The organism is Pseudoalteromonas sp. SS15 (genome assembly GCF_049257195.1).
Lineage (GTDB): Bacteria > Pseudomonadota > Gammaproteobacteria > Enterobacterales > Alteromonadaceae > Pseudoalteromonas.
This window is the reverse complement of sequence record NZ_JBMMUD010000008.1, coordinates 70,429-93,593: the sequence shown is the minus strand read 5'-3', so window position 1 is coordinate 93,593 and position 23,165 is coordinate 70,429. Positions and strand designations below refer to the sequence as shown.

The 23,165-nt window shown below is 41.6% G+C and carries 25 protein-coding genes; 2 read left to right on the top strand and 23 right to left on the bottom strand.

Going from position 1 to position 23,165, the window contains the following annotated elements:
- Positions 1-2: 2 nt before the first annotated feature.
- Genes AAEU28_RS16350 through ccmA form a run of 3 tightly spaced genes read right to left on the bottom strand, consistent with a single transcriptional unit; the run spans position 3 to position 2,090 of the window.
- The gene (locus AAEU28_RS16350) at positions 3-740 is read right to left on the bottom strand and encodes a heme ABC transporter permease (RefSeq protein ID WP_138483332.1); all 738 of its coding nucleotides are present in this window, start codon (positions 738-740) and stop codon (positions 3-5) included.
- 1 nt (position 741) lies between these two features.
- Entirely contained in the window at positions 742-1,428 is a 687-nt protein-coding gene (ccmB, locus tag AAEU28_RS16345; protein ID WP_138559509.1) for a heme exporter protein CcmB, read from the bottom strand.
- Positions 1,428-2,090 carry a cytochrome c biogenesis heme-transporting ATPase CcmA gene (ccmA, locus tag AAEU28_RS16340; protein WP_212747864.1) on the bottom strand — a complete coding sequence of 221 codons (663 nt, stop codon included), beginning with the start codon at positions 2,088-2,090 and terminating at the stop codon, positions 1,428-1,430. The genes ccmB and ccmA overlap by 1 nt, the downstream gene beginning before the upstream one ends.
- A 60-nt stretch (positions 2,091-2,150) precedes the next feature.
- On the opposite strand from ccmA, the gene AAEU28_RS16335 reads away from it, so the two are divergent.
- Together AAEU28_RS16335 and AAEU28_RS16330 are read left to right on the top strand one after the other, a co-directional pair.
- A complete protein-coding gene (locus AAEU28_RS16335) occupies positions 2,151-4,928 on the top strand; it encodes a flagellar hook-length control protein FliK (protein WP_421965081.1) in 2,778 nt (925 codons plus the stop codon).
- 11 nt (positions 4,929-4,939) lie between these two features.
- On the top strand, positions 4,940-5,236 hold the full coding sequence (locus AAEU28_RS16330) for an EscU/YscU/HrcU family type III secretion system export apparatus switch protein (RefSeq protein ID WP_421965080.1): 297 nt from the start codon (positions 4,940-4,942) through the stop codon (positions 5,234-5,236).
- 37 nt (positions 5,237-5,273) lie between these two features.
- Here the strand turns inward: AAEU28_RS16330 and AAEU28_RS16325 are convergent, their stop codons facing one another.
- The 20 genes from AAEU28_RS16325 to fliL form a co-directional block, all read right to left on the bottom strand.
- Positions 5,274-5,705, bottom strand: coding sequence for a DUF2802 domain-containing protein (locus tag AAEU28_RS16325; RefSeq protein WP_421965079.1), 432 nt, complete (start codon positions 5,703-5,705; stop codon positions 5,274-5,276).
- Positions 5,706-6,203, bottom strand: a complete 498-nt coding sequence (locus tag AAEU28_RS16320) for a chemotaxis protein CheW (RefSeq protein ID WP_138483340.1) — start codon at positions 6,201-6,203, stop codon at positions 5,706-5,708. It lies immediately after the preceding gene.
- Positions 6,204-6,227: 24 nt separating this feature from the next.
- Positions 6,228-7,007, bottom strand: coding sequence for a chemotaxis protein CheW (locus tag AAEU28_RS16315; RefSeq protein ID WP_421965078.1), 780 nt, complete (start codon positions 7,005-7,007; stop codon positions 6,228-6,230).
- Between the two features lie 7 nt (positions 7,008-7,014).
- A complete protein-coding gene (locus AAEU28_RS16310; RefSeq protein WP_421965077.1) occupies positions 7,015-7,785 on the bottom strand; it encodes a ParA family protein in 771 nt (256 codons plus the stop codon).
- Positions 7,786-7,819: 34 nt separating this feature from the next.
- Complete coding sequence (locus AAEU28_RS16305) at positions 7,820-8,992, bottom strand: protein-glutamate methylesterase/protein-glutamine glutaminase (protein WP_421965076.1); 1,173 nt, start codon at positions 8,990-8,992, stop codon at positions 7,820-7,822.
- A gap of 75 nt (positions 8,993-9,067) precedes the next feature.
- Positions 9,068-11,290, bottom strand: a complete 2,223-nt coding sequence (locus AAEU28_RS16300; protein ID WP_421965075.1) for a chemotaxis protein CheA — start codon at positions 11,288-11,290, stop codon at positions 9,068-9,070.
- Positions 11,291-11,305: 15 nt separating this feature from the next.
- Positions 11,306-12,079 (bottom strand): protein phosphatase CheZ, encoded by a 774-nt coding sequence (locus AAEU28_RS16295; protein WP_421965074.1) that lies wholly within the window; start codon positions 12,077-12,079, stop codon positions 11,306-11,308.
- Between the two features lie 21 nt (positions 12,080-12,100).
- On the bottom strand, positions 12,101-12,484 hold the full coding sequence (gene cheY / locus AAEU28_RS16290) for a chemotaxis response regulator CheY (protein ID WP_010364893.1): 384 nt from the start codon (positions 12,482-12,484) through the stop codon (positions 12,101-12,103).
- 38 nt (positions 12,485-12,522) lie between these two features.
- On the bottom strand, positions 12,523-13,233 hold the full coding sequence (locus AAEU28_RS16285; protein WP_421965165.1) for an RNA polymerase sigma factor FliA: 711 nt from the start codon (positions 13,231-13,233) through the stop codon (positions 12,523-12,525).
- A gap of 26 nt (positions 13,234-13,259) precedes the next feature.
- Positions 13,260-14,120: a MinD/ParA family ATP-binding protein gene (locus tag AAEU28_RS16280; protein WP_138483351.1), complete on the bottom strand. Its 861-nt coding sequence runs from the start codon at positions 14,118-14,120 to the stop codon at positions 13,260-13,262.
- Entirely contained in the window at positions 14,113-15,582 is a 1,470-nt protein-coding gene (flhF, locus tag AAEU28_RS16275) for a flagellar biosynthesis protein FlhF (protein WP_421965073.1), read from the bottom strand. The genes AAEU28_RS16280 and flhF overlap by 8 nt, the downstream gene beginning before the upstream one ends.
- 22 nt (positions 15,583-15,604) lie before the next feature.
- The gene (flhA, locus tag AAEU28_RS16270; protein ID WP_421965072.1) at positions 15,605-17,704 is read right to left on the bottom strand and encodes a flagellar biosynthesis protein FlhA; all 2,100 of its coding nucleotides are present in this window, start codon (positions 17,702-17,704) and stop codon (positions 15,605-15,607) included.
- Between the two features lie 69 nt (positions 17,705-17,773).
- A complete protein-coding gene (gene flhB, locus AAEU28_RS16265) occupies positions 17,774-18,904 on the bottom strand; it encodes a flagellar biosynthesis protein FlhB (RefSeq protein ID WP_421965071.1) in 1,131 nt (376 codons plus the stop codon).
- A gap of 3 nt (positions 18,905-18,907) precedes the next feature.
- Positions 18,908-19,687: a flagellar biosynthetic protein FliR gene (fliR, locus tag AAEU28_RS16260; protein ID WP_138483359.1), complete on the bottom strand. Its 780-nt coding sequence runs from the start codon at positions 19,685-19,687 to the stop codon at positions 18,908-18,910.
- A 2-nt stretch (positions 19,688-19,689) separates the two neighbouring features.
- Complete coding sequence (fliQ, locus tag AAEU28_RS16255; RefSeq protein ID WP_138483360.1) at positions 19,690-19,959, bottom strand: flagellar biosynthesis protein FliQ; 270 nt, start codon at positions 19,957-19,959, stop codon at positions 19,690-19,692.
- Position 19,960: 1 nt separating this feature from the next.
- Positions 19,961-20,701, bottom strand: a complete 741-nt coding sequence (fliP, locus tag AAEU28_RS16250) for a flagellar type III secretion system pore protein FliP (RefSeq protein WP_421965070.1) — start codon at positions 20,699-20,701, stop codon at positions 19,961-19,963.
- Complete coding sequence (gene fliO, locus AAEU28_RS16245; protein WP_421965069.1) at positions 20,694-21,092, bottom strand: flagellar biosynthetic protein FliO; 399 nt, start codon at positions 21,090-21,092, stop codon at positions 20,694-20,696. The genes fliP and fliO overlap by 8 nt, the downstream gene beginning before the upstream one ends.
- The gene (fliN, locus tag AAEU28_RS16240) at positions 21,089-21,487 is read right to left on the bottom strand and encodes a flagellar motor switch protein FliN (protein ID WP_138483366.1); all 399 of its coding nucleotides are present in this window, start codon (positions 21,485-21,487) and stop codon (positions 21,089-21,091) included. The genes fliO and fliN overlap by 4 nt, the downstream gene beginning before the upstream one ends.
- 23 nt (positions 21,488-21,510) lie before the next feature.
- Positions 21,511-22,605, bottom strand: coding sequence for a flagellar motor switch protein FliM (gene fliM, locus AAEU28_RS16235; RefSeq protein ID WP_349287165.1), 1,095 nt, complete (start codon positions 22,603-22,605; stop codon positions 21,511-21,513).
- A 10-nt stretch (positions 22,606-22,615) separates the two neighbouring features.
- The gene (fliL, locus tag AAEU28_RS16230) at positions 22,616-23,140 is read right to left on the bottom strand and encodes a flagellar basal body-associated protein FliL (protein WP_421965068.1); all 525 of its coding nucleotides are present in this window, start codon (positions 23,138-23,140) and stop codon (positions 22,616-22,618) included.
- Positions 23,141-23,165: the final 25 nt, after the last annotated feature.

Genomic DNA, 23,165 nt, shown 5'->3' with positions numbered 1-23,165 from the left:
TGTTAACCTCGACTTACTAAACTGCGTACCCAAGGACGGTGTTTTTCACGCTGAAGAATTTCATTTTTTAAGCGAATCAGTGTAATCACACCCACAAAACCAGCAAAGCCTGCGATGTTGATGAATAAAGGCCACAACATGCTAGGGTCAATTGCCGACGTATCAAACTTAGTGATGGTTGCACCTTGATGTAACGTGTTCCACCACTCAACTGAGAAATGAATAATAGGTAGATTAATCACACCTACGATCGCTAAGATACAAGCCGCTTTACCCGCCGCCTTTTTATCTTCAAACGCATGATAGAGCGATAAAACCCCTAGATATAAGAATAAAAGAATGAGCTCTGAAGTTAAGCGAGCATCCCACACCCACCATGCTCCCCACATAGGCTTACCCCATGCAGCACCGGTGATGAGAGCAATTGCTGTCATTGCAGCCCCTACAGGCGCAATCGCAATTACAGCCAACTCAGCATTTCTCAACTGCCAGACGAGCGCCACAATTGCGGCAATCGCCATTGAAGAATACGCGCCCATAGACAAAATGGCTGAAGGCACATGAATAAAGATGATCCTGTAGCTGTCTTTTTGTTGGTAATCTGCTGGCGCAAACGCTAAGCCCCAGACCCAACCAACAACTAAACAGACAACGGTAATTACGGCAAAATACGGCAGTAAGGTGTTACACAACTGGTATGCACGATCTGCTTTAGCGTAGGGATGTAACCATTTCCACATGTTAACTTACACTCACTCTTAATGCTGACGATATGGCCAAAGGTGCGGCAATGCAGGCAACTGCTAACATCGCACCCAAGATTGCAAGCTGTCCGCCATATGCCAGCGACATACTGCTGGTATCAATGGCCGAGGTTGCAAAAATTAGGACGGGAATATATAGAGGCAAAACAAGTAAACTCATTAGAATACCTCCTTTTTGTAAGCCCACCGTTAAACCTGCGCCGATGGCACCGATAAAGCTCAACAATGGGGTTCCGATTAATAAGGTTAAAATAGTTGCACCGAGCGCCTGAGACTCAAGGTTCATCAAAAGTGCAAACATGGGTGCCATTAGAACCATAGGTAAACCGGTGATGGTCCAATGCGCAAAGACTTTCGCTAACACGCACAAAGACAATGGATAGGGCGAGGCAATCATTTGCTCTAATGAACCATCGTGATAATCATCTCTGAATAACTTATCAAGGCCTAGCATGGTAGACAGTAGCGCTGCGACCCAAATAATACCTGGCGCCATGCGAGCCAATAACCCAGGCTCAGGACCAATTGCTAGAGGAAACAACGTAATGACAATGAGGAAAAACAATAAAGGGTTTACTATTTCAGCACGTTGTCTAAATGCTAAAGTGACATCTTTGCTGTATACAGCTTTAAAAAGCTGCCAATAAGAATGATTTACTTGCATTAGTGTCGATACTCCAGCACTAAAGTTTGTAATTGTTCAAAATGCTGAGTGAGGTCTTGGTGCGTTGTTAATAAGATTGACCCGCCTTGCTCGAGATGCTCATTAAAGCGACATTGCAACATGGCAACGCCTTTTTTATCTAGGGCAGTAAAAGGCTCATCTAAAATCCACAGCTTAGCGCTGTTAAGCCATAGTCTAACCAGTGCAACTCGGCGTTGCTGACCTGCTGACAATGTTCTAACCGGCACATCTTCTAGGCCCACTAAGCCTAACTTGCCTAATAGATCATACACCTGACTTTCATCGTTATAACCGTGAACACGCAACCAATGACAGACATTTTCAAATGCGGTAAGTTGGGTGTTTACACCCGTTTTATGCCCAATGAATAGTAACTCAGCAGCAAATTCATCGTAATAATCATTAATTGAACGCTGCTCGAACAACACCTCGCCCTCTTCTGGTTGAGCAAAGCCTGACAAGATCCTCAATAAAGAGGTTTTCCCCGCACCATTTGGGCCTTCAATTTGCATAATCTTGCCAGATCCGAGTGTAAAGCTAAGCGCTTCAAATAAACAGCGTTCTTGCTTGACGCAAGTGACAGATTTAACCTCTAGCAAATTAGTATTCTCGGTGCGTAAAATTGGGCGATAGTCTACCATAATGGTATGGTAATACGAACAGAGCTTTGCGACCGATTACTGAAAATTTGATTTAAAATAATGAATGAATTGCCAATTATAAACCTGAACTCGGTCTCATCTGAGTCTATCTCAACTTTAAGCGAAGCAAATAGACGCGCTTTGCATAACTCGATTGAGCAATCGTTCTTAGCCAAGAACATTTCGATAAAATCTGATTCAATCAGTATGGACATCGAAATAAATGGACGCTGGCAAACTGTTCGCCTTGCAATAGAGCCTCAAAGTCAAAAGCTCGAACTACCAGAAGCAATTGTTAAGCTCGATGAAACGGGATTAAAGTTAACATTACAAACCCCAAAACAAGGTGTACATATCAAGGCTACTGACCAATTACTCTCTCTGTTGAACTTTTTAAAAGGAGATTCAATAGGTCCTAATATCACGACACACGCAGAAATAAAAACCACACCAGCGAGCCTTCAACTTCCTAAGCTTGATGTAAACCTAGCAATCAACCCAAGTCTTGCAAAAATACTCGCCGCAGAGCCTAAATTAATTGCAAAATTAAACGCCAATACTGCACAGGTATTACTCACCATAAGTGATCGCTTTGGAGAGCAACTGCTCAAACAACCAATCGCCAAAAATAAAATTACACAGAGCCTAACAAATAGCTTTCCTTCTATGATGCTTAATTTTTCTGAGAAAGCGCCAAAAATTCAACACCCAGTCACCAAAGCCGCTTTATCACTCAGAAATATAGAACTTCTTTCAGCAAACATCCAAGACAAAAGCTGGCGGGCTGCAACACCTACTTCCACCATGCATGGCCTTGAAATTAGTGAAAAGCCGAAACACTATGCCATTCAATTAAAGCATTCAGCTAAGTCAATGCTTACACAGGCTACAAAGCTGGAAAGGCCCACAAACGAGGCGCCTCTCAAATCGGGGTTGCATTATGACAAGCCCTTGCTGAATGTTTCATTTAAAGACGTAAAGCAAGCAGTGCGAGCTGCATTACAAAATATTATTGCAGCGCCTTTTATGTTGATCGGTGAGAAAAACAGTAAAAACACTGTTTCTTCAAATGTGGATATCGCGGTTGTTGTGAATAAATTACCAAGCTTGAGCAAAACACCCGCATCTCAAACGTTCATTTACCCTGAAGCCAAAAACTTAAAATCAGAACCGATTGTGCAGCTATTTTCTCAGATCAGACAAACAATAGCTTTTACACCTCAATTTACGATTACGACACCACTCAAAGTACCTGAGCACCTTTTAGCAACCTCACTATTTTCTCAGGAAAATTTGAAAGCAACGCCTAAAGCATCCATGACATCAAGTGTAAGTGATCCAAATAAGCTTCCATCTGAGTCAATGCCCTCACCTAAGCAAGAGTCATCTTTACAGCAGCCAAAAGCCAAACAGATGAAGACTGAAATAGACTCCAACAAAGGTCAAATGGCTACGCAAGAAAGGTTTATATCTAAAGAGGCAATTCAAAGAACACCTTTAAGCAACGAAGTTAACGCAGTAAAAGGGCTAACCACTCCCTTTCTAGGAAATAAAAACGCAAATGTAAGTGAGCAATTACAAACATTCAAAACTGCTATTAACGAAATAAAAACTCGCTCTACGGCTTCTACTTCATCAAACCTACAAAGTGCGGTATCGCAGCAACATAAGACAGGAAAAGAGCAAAATGATATTAAAAATGGTGCTGCTTCAGATACTCAAAGTTCAATGCAAAACAGTATGGGGCCGATAACACAGCAAAGTAAAATCGTTTCGAAAAATACGAATGCTGTACAGCAAAGTCTCAGCCCCCAATCTGAAATAATGAATGGCTCAAACCAAGTTAAGCTTCCTAGCCAAATTGTATTATCAATCATAAAAAACCATTATGTGCCTTCAGGTAACCTTGAGAAACGTTTGATTAAGCCATTTATATCTGTGCAACAAATAGATAAAGCCGAAAAATTGGTGCCGGAAGTAAGCTCAGAGCAGATTAATAAACTCTCACGCTTTAAGGATGAAAAGTCACCAGACCTTACGCGTCTGGTGCATCAAGCTTTTTCTAGAATGATAGATGAGAAACAGCACTCTTCAGCGCAAATTGCCAATGAGCTTAACTTACCAAACCCAATTGCTAGCGCAGCGACTCAAAGCAATATAAATACAAACCTACAAAGTAGTAGCTTACTGAATAACGTTGAAAAGTTGCTGCTCACATTTCTATCTGCACCAAAAGTGATGCAAAATGAAAATAACGACAGTTCAACTCAAGCGAAATTCGATGCTCTGTTAAAAACCCTACAACCCAATTTTAAAGCTCAGAATATCGGCCAACTTCAGCAACACATACCTAATTTAAACTCATCTTTAATGAGTGAACTCGTGCAACTCAATAATAGTTTGCAACAAAATATGGTTCAGTCAGCAAACATCAACCAAAATCAAAACCAAACTAGTGATACCCAACTATTAGTCAGTTTGTTTTTACCAACAAAGCTCCCTGACAATTGCCAACAGACACATTTACAAATAGGCAATTATAAAAAACCAGCAAAAGGCAATTTACCTGAAAAAACGGTTTGGTATATCCGATTAAACTTCGACTTCGCTTCAGCTGGGAAACTCTCTGTGCAAGCTGAACTCATGGATAAATCACTAGAATGTCAAATAACCGGAAACTCCTCTCAGGTATGTGCAATAGCTGCGCCGCACCTTGATACTTTGAGAAGGAAATTAAGTGCGCATGGTCTGCAAGTGGGTGACATCGAGTTAACTGAAGACAGTGAAAAAGCTGATTTATTTTTTACTCAGCATGCTATTGTCAATATTCAGGTTTAGGGGAATTGAAAATGGAACAAAAATCAGCCATTGGCTTGCTTTATGAAGCAGGCAAGTCACCTGAGGTTGTCTGTAAAGGGTTTGGTGACTTAGCCGATGAGATCATTGCTTTGGCGAAAGAAAAAGGCATTATGATCCACGAAGATGCCGAACTGGCGTCGACATTAAATCAACTTGAGTTACACCAAGAGATCCCTAAAGAGCTCTATTATGTCATCGCCGAGTTAATTGCTTTTTCTTATGTTTTAAGGGGAAAGTTTCCACCTGGCTGGGAAGGTTTTAATAAGAAGTTGAATATAAAGGCTTGAAAGAAAAAGCGCCGAGATAAGTACTCAGCGCTTTTATTTAAGATTGTTTTTGGTGCAATGAAAGAAGTAACTCCGCTTCTGCTCGAGGTATTTCACACTCTTGCATTATCTCTTCGAGATCGGCACCTAGCTCAATCATTTTAACCGCTCGAGAATAAATTTTTGCATCTGGATCATCGTACTTTTGTGCAGCTTGCTGCTGGGCTAAATCTTTCGCAAAGTTTTCGCAAGCCAGTAAGCGCTTACCAATGCTCATTAAACCTGATCTTAACTCCGCTATTTCACTGCGTAGTATCTCAGTTTGAGCATTCGACTCTTCGAGTTGTTGTTTTAAAAACTTTTGATTTTTATGGTTTTGTTCTAACTTTTTTTGCAAACTAAAAATAAACCCCAGGCATATTAAAAAGAGGATGCCTGAGGTAATAATGACTGCAATAAAAGCAAGATTTTCTTGAACGACAGCTAGCACTTATATGTGACTCAATTCATCCCACTCATCATCGCTAAGTAACTTATTCAAATCAACAAGAATAAGTAGCTCACCCTCTCTATTTGATACACCTTGGATGAACTTAGCACTTTCTTCAGTACCAATGTTTGGTGCACTGTCAATTTCTGAGCTGCGTAAGTAAACAACTTCAGCAACACTATCAACAAGAATACCAATCACTTGCTTTTCAGCTTCGATGATGACAATCCTAGAGTTGTCTGTCACTTCTGCACTCATCAAACCAAAGCGTGCGCGAGTATCAATAACAGTAACTACGTTACCACGCAGATTGATAATCCCAAGAACATAACTTGGTGCACCTGGAACTGGTGCAATTTCAGTATAACGCAGCACTTCCTGCACTTGCATTACATTAATACCATACGTTTCGTCTTCTAACTTATAAGTTACCCATTGAAGAACTTCATCATTACTGTCGGCATTATTGTCTGCAGAAAGTAGTCTATCTTGGCTCATGGTTATACTCCATAAAGTTCTGAGTTACTGCTCTTGGCTATCTAAGCCTTGCTCTAGTAAGCGGTTTAAATTCTCTACATCAATCAAAGCACACATTTTTTCTTTAATGACGCCAGCAAGCCAAGGTCGCTTGCCACCGTTTACACGCCATTTAATGTCTTCAGGCTTTAATGTAATGTTATTTATTAAGTTTTCAGCCAACAGCCCCCATGGGCTATCACCGAGTGTAATTAAATATTGATAATCCAGTTTTTCTTCAAGCTCTGGGGTATACTTCTCTGGCATAACCCATCTGGCAGTATCAACAACATTTAGCTTTTCTTCACGGTTAAGCATGACGCCTTTAAACCACTTAGGTTTGCCGAAAAGCTGTGTTACTTCTCCTAGTTGGTGAATACCGCCTAAAGACTTTAGAGGAACAGCAAGAGTTAGCCCTGCGACTTCAAAAAATAGTGCTTGAAACTCACTTTCACCATACTCTTCTTGAACACTTGTTAAACTTGGTTCAAGAACAGCTTCTTCTTTGATAATAGTATTATTTTTTGTTAACTCAAGATCTTTCGACTCACCTTCTGGGATTTCAACAGCCTCAGGGCTTTCTAATACCGGTGCAGGTTGAGTCTCAATGATATCTGGTACAACTTTATTGACTGGTTGGCTTAACTCTGTATCAGTAATCTCAGGTACACGCTCGAGTAATTTTGCCACAGGGGCAAGCACAGTCTCTTGAGGCTCATCTTCTTGTAATAATGCGCCAAGATACTGTTTCATTACTTTTTCATTAGCAAACAGATGTTTACTCATATACCCTCTAACTACTCTTAATTAAATACTCTAGCAGTGCTTTATACGCAAATACACCTCTAGATTTAGGACAGAACTCAACCGGCGCTTGCTGTGCCAAACTGGCATCTCGAAATTTTGTGTCAACCGGAATAACACCTGGCCAGACAGACCCTTCGTAATTGGCAAGCAATGTTTTGTATGCCTCTAACGATGCCTTCGTTCGCTTATCATACATGGTTGGTACGATAGTGTAATTATATTGTTTTGCTTGAGAGCTTTGCATTAATTCCATGGTACGCATCATACGATCTAAACCTTTAAGCGCAAGAAACTCTGTTTGCACAGGAATTAACACACGTTCACTGGCTGCGAGTGCATTTACCATTAACACCCCTAGTACAGGTGGGCAATCAAGAATCGCATAATCGTAGTGTTCACTTATTTTCGCGAGTGTTTTTTTCAGAATTAAGCCCATACCATTGCGATTTCCCATGCTTCGATCTAGCGTCGCAATCGCCATCGTTGCAGGCAAAATATCAAGGTTCTCAATGGTTGAGGGGTATAAAGCTTGGAGGATTTCCTCGCTCTCCATTGCCGTCCCTCGAGCAAAAATATCATAAACACTGACTTCTAACTCTTCAGAATCAATGCCAAAATAATAAGTCAGGGATGCGTGAGGATCTGTATCTATCAGCAAAACGCGTTTGCCTTGCTTGGCGAGAATACCGCCAAGACTCACTGTAGTTGTTGTTTTTCCAACACCACCTTTTTGATTTGCTACAGTCCAGATTTTCACGAAAAAAATACTTCCTAGTGCTTTAAGAAATAGATTAACAACCTATTTCTTTATTAATTCTTGTGGCAACATCATGTAAAGCCAAGCTTTCAGAAGATAGCCCTGCATTTGCAACAGCTTGAGGCATGCCGTAAACCACGCAGGTCTGCTCATCCTGAGCCCAGATTGTTGCGCCTGACTGTTTGAGTAAACGTGCGCCATCTCGACCATCTGCGCCCATTCCCGTCAGAACAATCGCGAGTACATCAGCTTGATAAGCTTTTGCAGCACTTGCAAAGGTTACATCAACACACGGCTTGTAGGTCACTCTTGAACTGTCATCCTCAAACACTCGAAGCGTTTTCATTGCACCTTTAGACTCAACCAACATTTGCTTGCCACCCGGCGCTAAATAAGCAACACCAGGCTGTAATTTATCACCATGTTCTGCCTCTTTTACCTTTATCTTACAAAGGCTATTTAGTCTAGTGGCAAAAGCGGGTGTGAAAGCAGCTGGCATATGTTGAATCAACAATATCGGGTGAGGAAAGTTAGCAGGTAGCTGCGTCAGAATGGTTTGCAGTGCAACTGGCCCACCTGTTGAAGTACCTATTGCCACAAGTTTATATTGCTTTCCAGACGCTTTGAACTGTTTAGCTGTTGTAGTTGAATTTGATGCTGGCTGAACAGCTGCTCTCTGGAAGCTTCTATCCGGTTGAGCAACGCTTGCTGTACGAGCCGACACTGCTGACCTACTCGAAGCCTGTGGTTGAGAAGGTGCTGGCTTGGTCACTGCAGGTCGAGAATAGCTGCTAACTGAACGAGGAAGTCTTCTTCGCCCAATTTCTTTCACCTTGTTTTGTAGAGACTTAATTGCTTCTTCGCTATTACGGGCTATGTCTTCAAACTTTTTAGGCAAGAAGTCTAATGCACCTGCATCAAGCGCATCTAGAGTAGCACTTGCCCCTTCACGAGTTAGTGAAGAGAACATCAGGATTGGCGTAGGGTTAGCCTGCATAATTTTTTTTACGGCACTAATTCCGTCTAAAATAGGCATTTCTACATCCATAGTAATAACGTCTGGACGTAATGATGCCGCTTTTTCAACCGCCTCTTGCCCATTAACAGCAAAGTCAATTACCTTAATATCACTATCTTGCTCTAAAATTTCGCTGACTCGACGCCTAAAAAAGCTTGAATCATCTACAACTAAAACTTTTACTGCCATTGGCATACTCTATGAATTCTTAAGAACGAAAAGTGGTGCATCCGCACCACCTTTTAACTGTTTTGCTATCTCAGGTTATTTACCTGCATAGTGTTTTAGCATATTTGGCACATCTAAGATTAATGCTATGCCACCATCTGAAGTGATTGTCGCACCTGCCATGCCTGGAGTACCTTGCAATAATGCATCTAATGGCTTGATCACAACTTCTTCTTGCCCGATGAGAGAATCAACCACAAAGCCGACCTGCTGAGTACCTATTTGCACTATAACAACATGACCTTCGGCCTTCTTCGTTGTTCTATCTGCACCCTTAACTAGCCAATGCTCTAGGTAGAATAAAGGAATTGCTTTTTCACGCACAATAATCGTTAGCTGGCCGTCTACTACATTTGTTTTTGTCAGATCTAAATGGAAGATTTCACTTACACCGGCAAGAGGTAAAGCAAATGTTTGTTCGCCAACAACAACCATTAAAGTTGGTAAAATAGCGAGTGTAAGAGGCACTTTAATCTCAAGAATAGTACCCACACCGAGCTCTGATTGAATATTAACAGAGCCGTTAAGTTGAGTGATTTTCGTTTTAACTACGTCCATCCCAACACCACGGCCTGAAATATCTGAAATTTCTTCTTTTGTTGAAAAGCCAGGAGCAAAAATCAAGTTATAAGCTTCAGTGTCAGATAATCGACTTGCTTGGTCCGAATCAATAACGCCTTTATTTATCGCAATCTTTTTCAGTTTCTCTGCATCCATCCCTGCACCATCATCTTTAATGGTCAACAGAATATGGTCACCTTCTTGAGAGGCAGAGAGCGTCACTGTGCCTGTGCGAGGTTTGCCTGATGCTTCACGAACATCTGGCATTTCAATACCATGATCAACTGAGTTTCTAACTAAGTGAACGAGTGGATCTGCAAGTGCTTCAACCAAGTTTTTATCTAGATCGGTCTCTTCACCTTCAAGAATAAGATTAATATCTTTCTTTAAACTACGTGCTAAGTCTCTAACAACACGAGGGAATCGGCCAAATACTTTCTTAATTGGCTGCATTCGCGTTTTCATTACCGCACCTTGTAGATCCGCGGTAACCACGTCAAGGTTAGATATCGCCTTACCCATAGCTTCACTGCTAGAGTTATTTGCCAAACTGACGAGGCGGTTTCTCACTAGTACCAGTTCGCCAACCATATTCATGATTTGGTCTAGGCGTTTAGTGTCAACACGAACTGTCGTCTCAGCTTGAGGCGCAGGGGGCTTTTTAGCTGATGCAGGTGCACTTTGTGCTTTTACAGCTGGAGCTGGTGAAGAAGCTGGCTTAGCAGGTTGAGGTGCTGGTTTTGGTTTAGCAACTGGTTTAGTTACAACCGGTTCAGGCTGCTTTGGTTCAATACTTGAAGCTGGCTTGTTGGAATCTGCCGTTTCTAATGATTTTGGCGCACCACCTTTACCATGAAGCTCATCTAACAATGCTTCGAATTCTTCATCGTTTATTTCATCATCACTAGAGGGGGATGCTGGAGTTGGTGAAGAAGGCGCTTGGCTAGTGCCTGTACTTGTTGGAGGAGGAGAACTAATCGAACCAAAACTACCGACACCATGAAGCTCATCTAGAAGACTGTCAAACTCATCATCTGTAATATCACCATCATCTGAGCTTGAAGCATTTGAAGCCGCTGAAGTAGTTTGCTCTACTGCTGGGCCTTTACCAGCCCCATGTAACTCATCAAGTAAGCTTTCGAATTCATCTTCTGTTATTTCATCGATGCTATCTGAGGCAGATTCACCAGCGACTTCATCGGTATCAATATCAAAAAGAATATCATCAGCAGATAAGTCTGCTTGAGGAGTCTCCTCAACAACAGGCTCAGGTTCTGAACTTGGAATAGAAATTTGTTCGTCTTCTGATTCAGGCTTACTCAATTGATGAAGTGTTTCAAGTAATGCTGGGTCTGCAGGATCTGGTTGCTCACGATTTTGTATATGTGCGAACATTTCATTGATGGTATCTAGGGACTGAAGAATGACGTCCATCAGTTCTGGAGAAACAGAGCGTTGCCCTTGTCTTAACACGTCAAAAACGTTCTCCGCGCCATGACATGCGTCAACAAGCTCAGTCATACTCAAAAAGCCTGCACCACCCTTTACAGTGTGAAAGCCTCTAAAGATTGCATTTAATAATTCTTTATCTTCAGGGTTATTTTCTAGCTCAACAAGCTGCTCAGATAACAACTCTAATATTTCACCAGCTTCAACAAGAAAGTCTTGTAATATATCTTCATCGACTTCAAAGCTCATGTACACACTCTCCTATTAGAAGCCTAAGCTCGACAATAAATCGTCGACCTCATCTTGATTAGATACGACATCTTCTCTAGATTCTGCATTCATTATCGGACCTTCAGGCCCAGATATCTCTGCAGGATCTATTTCAGCAATCTGAACCTCTTCAATATTTTCTTTTTGTTTTGATTGAGGTTCTTCTGCTGTACCAAATACAGTTAGTAAGTGGATTAAACTGTCTTCTACTTCTCTAACTAATTCGATAACACGTCGAATGACCTGACCTGTTAAGTCTTGATAATCCTGAGCCATTAAAACATTGGTCATATGCCCTTGAAGTTCATCCGTAGTTGCTTGTGAGCCTTGCATAAACTTATCTAAATCATGACAAAGAGATTTGAATTCACCAAGCTGGATATCACGTCTCATGAGTCTATCCCAAGTTGGTTTTATATCAGATAAATCGTCTGCAAGCTGCTGCGCGAGAGGCAAACTTGCTTCAACTGCATCCATCGTTTTATTAGCTGCGTTTTCTGTCATTTCCATGACATAATTCAAACGTTCTTTAGCATCAGGTAAGGCTTCTGTCGTCAAATCAGCAATGCGTGTATCAAGCTCAAAATTTTTCAATGACTCGTGCAGTTGGCGAGTCAATTTACCCACTTCAGCAAAAAGTTCGGATTGCTCCTTACTAGCCGCCTCCATGATCAACTTATCTGCTTTATCTTGCTCGCCTTGCTCAAGATAAGTCACCAGTTGCTTAGCTTGCTCAAGTGTTATTTGAGGCACAGAAGGTGCTGACATCCGCCTCTCCTTCTTAATTATCTAGCCTAAACGTTCAAACACTTTTTCTAGTTTTGTTTTAAGTGTTCCAGCAGTGAAAGGTTTTACAATATAACCATTTACACCAGCTTGCGCCGCAGCAACAATTTGCTCTTTTTTCGCTTCAGCCGTGACCATAAGTACTGGAATATGCTTAAGGCTGTCATCTGCACGTATAGCACGAAGTAGATCGATACCTTGCATACCTGGCATATTCCAGTCCGTGACTACGAAGTCAAATTCTTGATTCTGAAGCATAGGCAAAGCTGTGCTGCCGTCGTCTGCTTCTTGTACATTTGTAAAACCTAAGTCTCTAAGCAGGTTTTTGATTATTCTTCTCATCGTAGAAAAATCATCAACCACAAGAATTTTCATGTTTTTATCCAAAACATCCTCCAGTGAGGTTTGAACCTATTATTATTACTCTAATTGACCCAGTCATTGATTTTAGCCCTAAGCCTGATCATTGCCTGCCCATGAATTTGGCTTACTCGAGATTCACTAACATCGAGTATTTGCCCTATTTCTTTTAAATTCATTTCATCGTTATAGTAAAGAGATAAGACTAGCGCATCTCTTTCGGGTAACGATTGAATCGCCGTTAGCAACGATTCGTTAAAGCGTTCATTTTTAACGTTATTGAACGGTTTGTCTAGCGCTAAATCATTGTTAACTGGAGTGATTACATCTTCATCAACCCCCAAATCTTCAATTCCAATGATTTTACTTGCATTCACATCATGTAGAATATGATGGTACTCATCCAGAGTAATATCAAGTTTTTCAGCGATTTCAGTGTCTTTTGGCTCTCGACCTAGGGTGCTTTCTAGATTAGCAATTGCTTCAGCAACCATGCGACTATTCTTATGAACACTTCTTGGTGCCCAGTCTCCACGGCGAATTTCATCTAACATTGCGCCTCGAATTCTTATCCCCGCAAAAGTTTCAAAACTTGCGCCCTTACTTGCGTCAAAGTTTTTACTGGCTTCAATCAAGCCTATCATGCCTGATTGTACAAGATCGTCTAACTGAATATTTGCTGGTAAACGTGCCAACAAATGGCACGCCACTTTTTTGACAAGACCGGTATGACGCTCTATCACTCTATTAAGGTTGTCTGTAGTTTGATAGCCCATCGCTTTACCCATCGATGACGACATAGTTATCCGTTGACTAGCTGTTCAATAAAAAATTCTAAATGACCAGAAGGTTGATGTGGTATTGGCCATTTAACTGCTTTACTCGCTAACCCTCTAAATGCAACCGCTGCCGGAGAATTTGGAAATAACTCAACAATGGTTTTCTGACGACGAGAAGATTTACGCATGTTTTCATCAAACGGAATGGTTGCAACTAATTCTAGTGCAACATCTAAGAATCTGTCAGTAACTTTAGAAAGTTTAGCAAAAAGCTCCTGCCCTTCGCGTAAGCTTCTAACCATGTTAGCAACAATTTTAAAGCGGTAAACGCCGTGCTCACGACTAAGCACCTTAATGAGTGCGTAAGCATCTGTAATAGAGGTCGGTTCATCACACACAACGACCATCACATCTTGTGCTGCACGAGAAAAACTAAGAACCATGTCAGAGATACCCGCTGCGGTATCGACAATTAAAATATCAAATTCTGTATTTAGCTCGCTGAATGCGCGGATGAGACCTGCATGCTCTGCAGGCGTCAATTCAACCATATTTTGCGAACCTGAGGTAGCCGGTACAATTTTAATACCAGCAGGACCTTCAACTAAGATCTCATCTAACTCACACTCACCCGATAGGACATGAGACAAGTTTTTTTCTACTCTTAAACCAAGCATCACGTCACAATTTGCCAAACCTAAGTCAGCATCTAAGACGAGTACTCTGTTTCCTTGCTGACCAAGTGCAATAGCCGTATTTAATGAGACATTGGTTTTACCAACCCCTCCTTTACCACCCGTTACTGCAATTACTTTTACGCCATGGTTGCCATTTTGATTCATTCTACGCAGGCCACTTGCTTGATCTAATACTGTGTTAATCATACATTCCTACTGTCTGAGACGCTACAGGTACACGTCGCGAATGTTGTGCTTTTATTCTCTTTAAATACAATTGCTCAGCCTTTTTGACCATTTTATGAGCATTTGCTACACGAATGTCTTCTGGCACTCGTTGACCGTTAGTAAGATACCCTATTGGCAAGCGATTTTGAATCGCAATACTAATAATCTCACCTAAACTTAGACATTCATCAAGTTTTGTAAAAATACAACCACTTAAATTCACTTTTTGGAAGTGACGAACCGCTTCTTGCAGTACATGCATTTGCGATGTTGCACTTAAAACCAAATAGCTGCGAATATCTACTCGAGAACTGCGCATCAAAGTATTAAGTTGTTCTGTTAAACGGATATCTCTTTGACTCATACCCGCAGTATCTATTAATACTAGACGCTTATTTCGTAAATGATATAAAACTTCTGCTAATTCATTGGCATCTTTTACTTGTTTGACTGGGCAGCCAATAATTCTACCGTACGTTGCGAGCTGCTCATAAGCACCAATTCTGTAGGTATCAGTTGTGATTAACGCAACTTTGTCTGCACCGTATTTCTGCGCGCCTAATGCAGCAAGTTTAGCGACTGTCGTTGTTTTACCTACACCAGTTGGACCTACTAATGCATATACACCACCTTGACGAAGAATATCGTTATTAGTTGTGTGCATTTGATTTGCCACCATTTCAAGCAATGAATTCCATGCTTCTTTGCGAGAAACGTCATCAGGGATGAAACAAGCCATTTGTTCAGCTACTTCTTTGTCAACACCCATGCCTTGTAAACGATCAACTAAACACGCTCTCGTTGGATCTCTTCTTTCCATCTCTTGCTTCATTAAGCCTGAAACTTGGTGTTCAAGTAATTGACGAATGGCATTCATTTCTTCTCTCATGGTTGCCATTTCATCGACTTTTTTAGGCGCAGGCTCAAAATCATCCGCAAAGCCTGTATCTAGGTCATCATCAAAGTTCCATGATTGCGCTTGCTGTTGAGTTTTAACATTTGGCTCAGCTCTGAAGTTTTGTGTTGAGGTTGGACGCTCATAACGCTCTTCAGTCGCTTGACGAGGTTTAAATACTTCTTCGGTATTAATGCCAGATTGAGAGAACATAGATGCAAGCTCAGGAGAACGAGGCTTCGGCGCTTGTCTTTCTAGTAGTGCTTGTAAACTATCAGCAACTTGAGCCTGAGGCTCTGGTTTTGCACGCTGAGGTTCTGGGCGAACAAAGCGAGATTGTGCAACTCGGGGTTGCGTAGACGCTGTATTTACCTGTGGTGCCTCAACGGGTGCTTCTGGCGCTCTATCATTATCTACGGCTGCAACAATTTCTACACCATCTGCCAGTTTCTTGTTTGACATAATCACAGCATCAGCGCCAAGCTCTTCTTTTACTTCTTTCAGTGCTGTGCGCATATCTTTGGCAAAAAAACGTTTAATTTTCATGTTACAACCCCTTAATTCCTATCTATTGTCCAACTGAGCTTACAATTTTGATTTGTCTTTCATCTGGTACTTCTTGATATGACATCACTCGAAGACCTGGGATCGTATGTTTAACAAACCTTGAAAGCACACTTCTTAACATACCTGAGGTTAGAAGGATGGATGGGTCGCCCAGCATTTCTTGCGTTTGATGCGCTTCTCTTAATGATGCTTGAAGTCGCTCTGCAAGGCCTGGCTCGATTCCAGCCCCTTCATCACCTGCGTTCTGAAGTGACTGATGCAACATCTGTTCCAACTCAGGCGCCAATGTTATGACAGGGATTTCGTCTGCACCACCAACGGCGTCTTGAACGATTAATCTACGCAGTGAAATTCGCACTGCAGAGGTTAATACATCAGGGTCTTGACTGCGTGGGCCATACTCAACAAGGGTCTGAACAATCGAGCGCATATCACGGATTGCAACCCCTTCATTCAGTAAGTTTTGCAGTACTTTAACAACTGTAGTTAGCGGAAGAATATCTGGTACTAAGCCTTCTACTAAACGAGGGTGTGACTTAGCAAGCATATCTAATAAGTTTTGTACTTCTTCATGCCCAAGAAGCAGTGATGCGTTGTTTGTAAGCAATTGGCTAATATGAGTTGCGACAACAGTCGCGGCGTCTACAACAGTGTAACCTAATGAGTGCGCCTCATCTTTTTGTTCCGGTTTAATCCAAACCGCCTCTAAGCCAAAAGCTGGATCTGTGGTTGCTACGCCATTGATTGGGCCAAATACTTGTCCTGGATTTATAGCTAATTCATCACCATGTTTTAATTCCCCATTACCTGAGCCAACCCCCATTAAGGTGATACGGTATTCATTTGGATCTAATTCAAGGTTATCACGAATATGCACAGGCGGAACCAAGAAACCTAGCTCTTGTGAAAGCTTCTTACGAACGCCTTTAATACGACTTAACAATTCACCACCTTGTGCTTGATCTACAAGCGGGATTAATCGATAGCCAACTTCAAGGCCAATAACATCAACTGGTTGAACGTCGTCCCAGCCAAGCTCTTTTTGCTCTTGAGGCTTATTTGCAATATCACCACCTGCTGCCTGTTGTTGCGCTTCTTGCTCTGCAGCTTTTGCTTTTTGCTGTTGTGTGTAATAAGCCAGATAGCCAAGCAGCGCACCTAAGCTTAAAAATGCAATATGTGGCATACCAGGCACTAAGCCCATCGCAATTAAGATACCTGCTGCAATATAGAGAGATTTCTCATTCCCTAGTTGAGTTTTAAACTGCTCACCCATGTTATGAGATTCGTTTTGGCGAGTAACGACGATTGCAGTACCAATTGAAAGTAAAAGAGAAGGGAGCTGTGCAACCAAGCCATCACCAATGGTAAGTAATGTGTATACTTCCATAGCTTTTGAAAACGATAAGTCGTGTTGGATCATGCCAACAAATAAGCCACCAATGATGTTGATAACTAAAATCACAATACCTGCTATTGCATCACCTTTTACGAACTTACTGGCACCGTCCATTGAGCCATAAAAGTCTGCTTCACGTGTTACTTCATCACGACGTTTGCGAGCTTCATCTGCACTGATAAAACCAGCATTTAAGTCGGCATCGATTGCCATTTGTTTACCAGGCATAGCATCTAATGTGAAACGCGCAGACACTTCTGAGATACGACCAGCACCTTTTGTGATTACCACAAAGTTGATGATAATCAGGATTAAGAAAACAACTAAACCAACGGCATAGTTACCCCCAATTACCACAGAACCAAACGCTTCAATTACCTTACCCGCGGCATCTCCGCCATTGTGGCCTTCTAATAATACAACACGAGTACTGGCTACATTCAAGGCTAATCGCATGATGGTTGCAATAAGCAGAACTGCTGGAAACATGCCAAATTCGAGTGGTTTCATGGTGTATACAGTGACGAGTAATACCACCAATGCCAAAGCGATATTAAAAGAGAATAGAATGTCTAAAAGGAATGGAGGTAAAGGCAAAATTACCATGCCCAAAGCCGCAAGCACTAATAATGGCGTTCCGACCCCTTTCGCATAGTCTTTTTTATTCTCATTAAGACTTTGTAAAACCGCTTTAAAATCCATAACTTAACAACTACAAAATATTGACACTGGTCTAATAAAGCAATTTGTAAGCCAAGATGTATGTACTTGCTAGTGCCTCATATCTTCTGGAATAGGTAAATTCTTACTTAAACTAGTCGGCCTTCTACCTCGACCTTTTTGATAACGTTTTAGCTGAAATACATAGGCTAATACTTGCGCAACAGCTGTAAATAACTGGTCAGGGATTTGATCACCCACTTCTGTTGTGTGATAAAGTGAGCGCGTTAAGATTGGCGATTCAACGATAGGGACTTCATTACCTTTCGCAATTTTCCTTATCTGCATCGCTAACTCATCAATACCTTTAGCAAGCACAATCGGTGCACCCGCTTTTTCAGTATCGTATTTAAGTGCAACTGAATAATGGGTTGGGTTAGTTACAATAACATCAGCATCTGGCACGTCCTGCATCATACGCCTTTGTGACATTTCTCGTTGTGTTCTTCTAATACGTGCCTTTATTTGGGGATCACCTTCAGAGTTTTTATATTCATCTTTCACTTCTTGCAAAGTCATTTTCAATTGCTTGTGATGATTGTAACTTTGATATGGTGCATCAATGGCTGAAATGATGATCATCGTGCAGCTCAATGCTAAAAACATCCAGGCCAATATCTCTAGCGCATGGATGATAGAACTCGGGACCTGCTCAATACTTAAATGAAGTATTTCGTAGAAGAATATTTGAATGAGCAGGATTGCAAAGCCAGCAACTAAAACAAACTTCAATACAGACTTCACCAATTCGACGGCGGCTTGAGGTCCAAACATACGTTTAACACCTTTCATAGGCGACATTTTACTTGCCTTAGGTGCTGCAGCCTGCCAACTGAAATTAAACCCACCTAATATGGTATTGCCAACAATACCCGCGATGGCAATGATAAAAACAAACATCGCCATTGGAAAGAATAATTCAGAAAGCATCTCTCCCCAGACCGAGAACATTTTTGTTGTATCGTATGTTTCATTGCGATTTAACGAGAGACCTCGGCCCATTATGTTATATAAGCCTTTCGCGATAGCGGGTCCATACATTAGTAATGCAACCGCTGAGAATATCAGTACAAAGGTAGTGCCTAATTCTTTTGAACGGGCAACTTGCCCTTTTTTACGGGATTCATCTATTTTTTTGTCGGTGGGTTCTTCGGTCCTTTCTTGACCTGAATCTTCAGCCATATTTTACACCGTGCACCCAATTAAATTACATAGTAGCTCTGTCATTTTAAGCCACTGATATTCATATTGCACAATGAAGTTACCTAGAGTAGCCCATATAATCACTAATCCAGCAACCAAAGTAAATGCAAAACCCACTGAAAAAATATTCATCTGAGGCGCAGCTCTCGTCATGATCCCAAATGATAAATTAATTACCAGCATGGCGGTCAAAGGGGCTAAAGAAAGCGCCAGTGCTGTCGCAAACATCCAGCCCCCCCAATTTACAATTTGCCAATAGTTATCTACTGACCATGTAAATTGTCCAATAGGAATACTTTCAAAACTATAAAGCACCATTTGGATCATCATCAAGTGACCATTAAAGACAAAAAACAGTAATGTGGAGAGGATCAGATAAAACTGACCTACTGCTGGCACACTTAATCCGTTGGCAGGGTCAACAACTGATGCAAAACCGAGGCCTGTTTGCATTGCGAGAATTTGACCTGCCACGATGAACGTATTCAAGAGTAATATCGAAGCAAAACCAATTGCAAAGCCTATGATCATCTCTTCAATTACGACTAACACCATGGCAAAAGAAAAAAGATCAGTAAATTGAGATTTAGGCAACATCGGCATTGCGGCAAAGGTGATTACGACACACAGTGCTAACTTAATGCGTGAAGGTACACTTTTTGCGCCCAAACCAGCCATTATCATCATCATGCTGGTGACTCGAACGAGCGGCAGGATAAAGTCACTTAGCCATTGGATAACAACAGCAAAAGGAAACTCCATTATTAGCCTGCTATTTCAGGGATTTGCATAATCAACCCTTGGAAGTAATCCATTAGTATTTGCGTGATCCAATGACCACCAATGATCAAAGCAAGGATTGTAATGATAAGACGAGGTAAAAAGCTAAGTGTTTGTTCGTTAATTGATGTCGCAGCCTGGAAGACAGCCACTACAAGACCGATTAATAAACCTGGTACAACAATCGCTGAGACAAGCTTTATAACCACAAATAATGCATCACTTAATATGTCGACAAAAACTTCCGGTTCCATATCAGACTCCTAAGCCAAAACTTCGAGCAAGCGTCCCCATAACTAACCCCCAGCCATCAACAAGAACAAACAACATGATCTTAAATGGCAAGGCAACAATCATTGGCGATAGCATCATCATACCCATGGCCATCAAAACACTGGCAACGACGAGATCAACAATCAAAAATGGGATAAAAAACATAAAACCAATAATAAATGCGGTTTGTAATTCACTCGTCACGAATGCCGGAATAATCACTACAAAAGGCGTGTCTTCCGGGCTATCAAGCTGGTCATAGCCTGCAATTTTCGCAAAGGTTTCAAGGTCTTTTATTCTTGTCTGCGATAACATAAATGCTTTTATCGGTTCTTTCGCTTGTTCAAGTGCTTGAATCGAAGTGAGTTCTTCATTGAGATATGGCTGAACCGCCCTGTCATTAATTTGAGAAAAAATAGGCGCCATAATGAAGAAGGTCAAAAACAGCGACATACCGAGCAAAATCTGATTTGAAGGAGATTGCTGTAAACCGATTGCTTGTCGAAGTATGGCTAACACAACAATAATACGTGTAAATGAGGTCATCATAATAACTGCCGCAGGTATAAAGCTTAGGGCTGTCATTAAAGCCAAAACTTGTAGTGTTACAGAATACTCTTGGGACCCATCTGGGTTCGTCGTAACACTCAGCGCTTCTATGCCTTCTGCACCAGCAAAAGGTGCTAGCAACAATAGTAATATGCCTACACTTAACTTAATCATCTGTTTTGTTCTTCTTATTCGCCGGCATCATAAAGCGGCTTAACTCTTTTGCAAAAGCGGGGGTATTTTGGTCACTCAGTGGCGTTTCGAGCTGATACAAATAATTAATGTTTTGAGAAGTGACCCCCAGAAGGTGATGCTTACCATCAAGCTCAATCACCATCAAACGTTCTCTGTTACCCAAAGGAAAGCTTCTAACAACTTTAAAGTCGGGGCTATTACCTAGACTAGGATTAAGCCTTTTTAAAAGTACAGCCATACCAACAATTAAGCCTAACACCAAAAAAAGTGATAGGCTCATTGATACTAAATCGCTACTCAGGCCAATATTGCTTGACCCAGCAAGTGCCGGAGCGGAGAACCCTGAAACCCCAAGTAACCCCTTGTTCATCGTAGCTTCTTAATTCGCTCAACTTGACTGATAACGTCAGTAAGACGAATACCAAACTTGTCATTCACAACAACTACTTCTCCGTGGGCGATGAGGGTACCATTAACAAGCACATCCAACGGCTCACCCGCAACTCTATCAAGCTCAACAACTGAGCCTTGGTTAAGCTGAAGTAAATTACGAATATTAATCTTAGAACGACCAACTTCCATCGAAATGGTGACCGGGATATCTAAAATAGTATCAAGCTTACGCTTTTCTTCTGCCGATAAACTTTGAGACGAATCTTGTAACTCATCGAGCTCGGCAACCGAAACATCGCCGCCATCATCGGCACCTTCCGCTTCAGCTAAGGCCGCCGCCCATTCATCCATAGTATCTTGATCATCGCTCATAACTTAAAACCTAATAGTTAACCTTACCAATCTAAATCCACACCCTCTGATAGGTGAAGATCTTCCTCTAGCTCTGCTAGCTCAGCGTCAGAATCGAGCTTTTTCCCGCCTTTTGTGAAAACATGAAGCTCAGACTTAACAGATTCAGGGCGTTTAATTTTTTCACTAATTTGTAGTGCAACATTATCCCTAGAACGGCCCATTTTCGCTCTAAATGTTGGTAAATCTTCAACAAAAACAGTAATATGCTCTGGCATTTCAACTGGAATAACGTCCCCAGCTTTAAGCCCCATAACCTGTTCTAATGATAAATCTATTTCTAATAGTTGCGTAGATAGCTCGACCTCGACATCCATGATTTCGTCACGTAATGCTTTACTCCAGCGCAAGTCAGTATCTTCTGTATCAGATTGCACACCGGCATCTAAAAGCTCTCGAATAGGCTCAAGCATCGAGTAAGGTAGTGAGATATGAAAATCACCACCGCCGCCATCAAGCTCAATATGAAATGAGCTAATAACAACCACTTCGGTTGGGCTCACAATATTCGCCATCGCTGGGTTTACTTCTGAGTCTAAGTACTCAAAAGACACATCCATTACCGGGGCCCATGCTTCTTTATAATCTTCGAAGATGATTTTAAGAAGCATCTGCACGATACGACGTTCGGTTGGTGTGAATTCTCGGCCTTCGATTTTTGCATGGTAACGGCCATCACCACCAAAGAAATTATCTACTAAGATAAATACCAGGCGCGCTTCCATGGTGATTAACCCAGTACCTTTTAAAGGTCTAAACCTCACCATATTGAGGCTGGTTGGAACAAACAAGGTATGTATGTACTCACCAAACTTGAGCATTTGTACGCCGTTTATAGAGACTTCAGCGGTACGGCGCATCATATTAAATAGGCTGATCCGCATATGCCTTGCAAATCGTTCGTTAACGATTTCAAGGGTCGGCATACGACCACGAACAATACGATCTTGAGAAGAAAAGTCATACTGCAGCGCACCAGCAGAGGACTCACCGCCCTCTTCGACTATCTCGTCTTCTTCGACTTCATCAACACCGTGTAAGAGCGCATCAATTTCGTCTTGGGATAATAAATCGCTCACTTAACCCTCGCTACTGCATAACAAAGCCGGTGAATAACACGCGTTCGATCACTTTACTGCCTTCAACGGCTTCCATCGCGGCCTGCACTTTATCTAACGCGGTTAGACGGATAGTTTCTTTACCCGCAGACGTACTTAACTCGTCAGCAGTTGTAGTTGAAAGCACACCTAATAATGTACTTTCAATAAGTGGAATATGTTTCTTAGCAACTTCTTCGTTGACGTCACCACGAACAAGAAGTTGCACTTTAATTTGTACAATTCGATCTCGGCTTGCGCCAGGCACATTGAATACGAACGGTCTTGGCATCGCCACGTATAATGCACTGCCAAGTTCTGCACCTGAAGATTCAGAAGCTGCCTCTGTCGCAACCGTTTCTTCGGCTAAAGTCTCTGTAGGCTCTTCATCACCTGATAAAAATAAAAAAGCCCCAACAGCACCTGCAATTAAAACTACAGCCGCAGCAATGATAATAATGAGCTTTTTCTTGCCGCCACCCGACTCTTCAATTTCTAAATCAGTTTCTTCTGCCATGCCTAGCCTTCAAATTTTATTCTAA